The organism is Nitratidesulfovibrio oxamicus (genome assembly GCF_015731765.1).
Lineage (GTDB): Bacteria > Desulfobacterota > Desulfovibrionia > Desulfovibrionales > Desulfovibrionaceae > Cupidesulfovibrio > Cupidesulfovibrio oxamicus.
Genome location: NZ_VRYY01000446.1, coordinates 1 through 1,967 on the forward strand (window position 1 = coordinate 1; position 1,967 = coordinate 1,967).

General features: G+C 71.2%; 2 protein-coding genes. One reads left to right on the top strand and one right to left on the bottom strand.

The window, feature by feature from the left end; all coding sequences use genetic code 11:
• The coding region (locus FVW20_RS13775) for a glycosyltransferase family 2 protein (RefSeq protein ID WP_196610062.1) at positions 1–360 on the bottom strand (360 nt) is incomplete at its 3' end.
• A gap of 637 nt (positions 361–997) precedes the next feature.
• On the opposite strand from FVW20_RS13775, the gene FVW20_RS13780 reads away from it, so the two are divergent.
• Positions 998–1,967: lyase family protein (locus tag FVW20_RS13780; RefSeq protein ID WP_269145831.1), on the top strand; the 970-nt coding region annotated here is incomplete at its 3' end.

The following is a 1,967-nucleotide window of genomic DNA, read 5'->3' on the forward strand; positions in this document are numbered from 1 at the left end:
GGTGCCCGCCATGCCCACGCCGGGCCGGGCCGCGGCGGGCAGGCACACCGCCAGCCAGTGCGCGGGAAAGCGGATATCCGCATCCACCGAAAGGATGAACCGGGTGGTGGCGCGGGCCGCCCCCAGCGCGCGGGCGTGCGTATTGCCCCTGTTTTCCGGCACGCGCACCACCTCTATGTCGGGCAGGCGCCGGGTCACCTCTTCCGGCAGGTCCGGCGTGAAGGGCTGCGCCGAGCCGTCGTCGATGACCACGATGGCCGAAGGCATGGCCGTCCATCCGGTGACGGACGACAGCAGACCCCGGACCAGTTCGTGGTCGTCGTAGGTGTAGGTGACCAGGGTGACGGAAACCGCGCGCATGGATGCCTCGTTCCGAAATCTTCGCCGTGCCCGGGTGGCGTGGGCAGGACGCAGCCTGCGCCAGTCGGCATCGCTGACGACAGGCCCGGCGTCTGCGCCGGGCCTGGCAACCGTGCCGGGACGCCGGGGTTCCCGGTGTGCGCCCGAACGCATCTGCGCGCCCGGGCTGCGGTACGGTGCAACTGTATGTATTGAAGCAAATGCGGTCATTTCCGCAAGGGGAAACCGAGCGGATGGGGGAAATACGCACCCCGCCGGGTACGGCGCACGCAGGGGTGGGGAGTCTGCCGGACTCGCAACCGCAATGCGCATGCAGGGCAGTGCTGAGGGCTGGGCTGGCCCGCCGGAGCCACCGGGTCCGCCCTATCCGTCGGCTCCGCCATGCCCGCCGGATCGGCAGGCGCGCGAGACCCTTCCGCCGCGTGGCTCAGCACTGGCCGGTCTGCTGCACCGGTCTGCCACATGCGGCGCACCTTGCGCATCAGACACACCCCACGCATCAGGCGCATTCTGCGCATCGGGGGGACGCATCGGCCTCATTTTCCCACCGGCTGGACAGGGGCGCGCGGGCGGCGCTAGGATGGACGATACGGGGTATCGCAGCCGCCCCGCACCCGCGACACTCACGGAGGCCCGCATGCCCCAACCGCCAGATACGCCAGACCAGCCCCATCTACCGGACATGCCGAACCAGACGAACCGGCCCGGACAACCCGCCGCCGGTCAACCTACCACCGCCCCCCCCGCACCCCGGCCCGGCCACCGGCTGGAACGGGACAGCATGGGCCTTGTGGAGGTGGAGCAAGGCCGCCTGTGGGGCGCGCAGACCCAGCGTTCGCTGGACAATTTCCGCATCGGGGCGGACCGCATGCCCCTGGCCGTGGTGTACGCGCTGGCGCGCATCAAGAAGGCCGCCGCGCTGGTCAACCGCGACCTTGGCCTGCTGCCGCCGCCCAGTCAGCCGGGCCTGCCGCATATGGCCGAGGCCATCGCCCGCGCCGCCGACGAGGTGCTGGCGGGCCTGCACGACGACCATTTTCCGCTCTCCGTCTGGCAGACCGGCAGCGGCACCCAGACCAACATGAACGTCAACGAGGTGCTGGCCAACCGGGGCACGCAACTGCTGGCGGAAGCCGCGCAGGCCGGGGCAGCTTCCGGCGTCCAGCCCACGCACGCCATTCAGCCGCCCGTCCATCCCCCAATTCAGCCCCCAATCCATCCAAATGACCACGTGAACCGCTGCCAGTCGTCCAACGACGCCTTTCCGGCGGCCATGCACCTTGCCGCCGCGCTGGCCCTGCGCGACGACCTGCTGCCCGGCGTTCGCCACCTGCGCGATGCCTTGCGCGCCAAGGCCGCCGCCTGCGCGGACATCGTGAAGATAGGCCGCACCCACCTGCAGGACGCCGTGCCCCTGACCCTGGGCGACGAGATGTCCGGCTGGGTGGCCCAGTTGGACGCCTGCCTGGAGGGGCTGGACGCGGCCATGCCCCACCTGTGCCGCCTGGCCCTTGGCGGCACCGCCGTGGGCACCGGGCTGAACGCGCACCCCGCCTTTGCCCCGCGCGCCATCGCCCTTCTGGCCGACATGACCGGCCTGCCGCTTG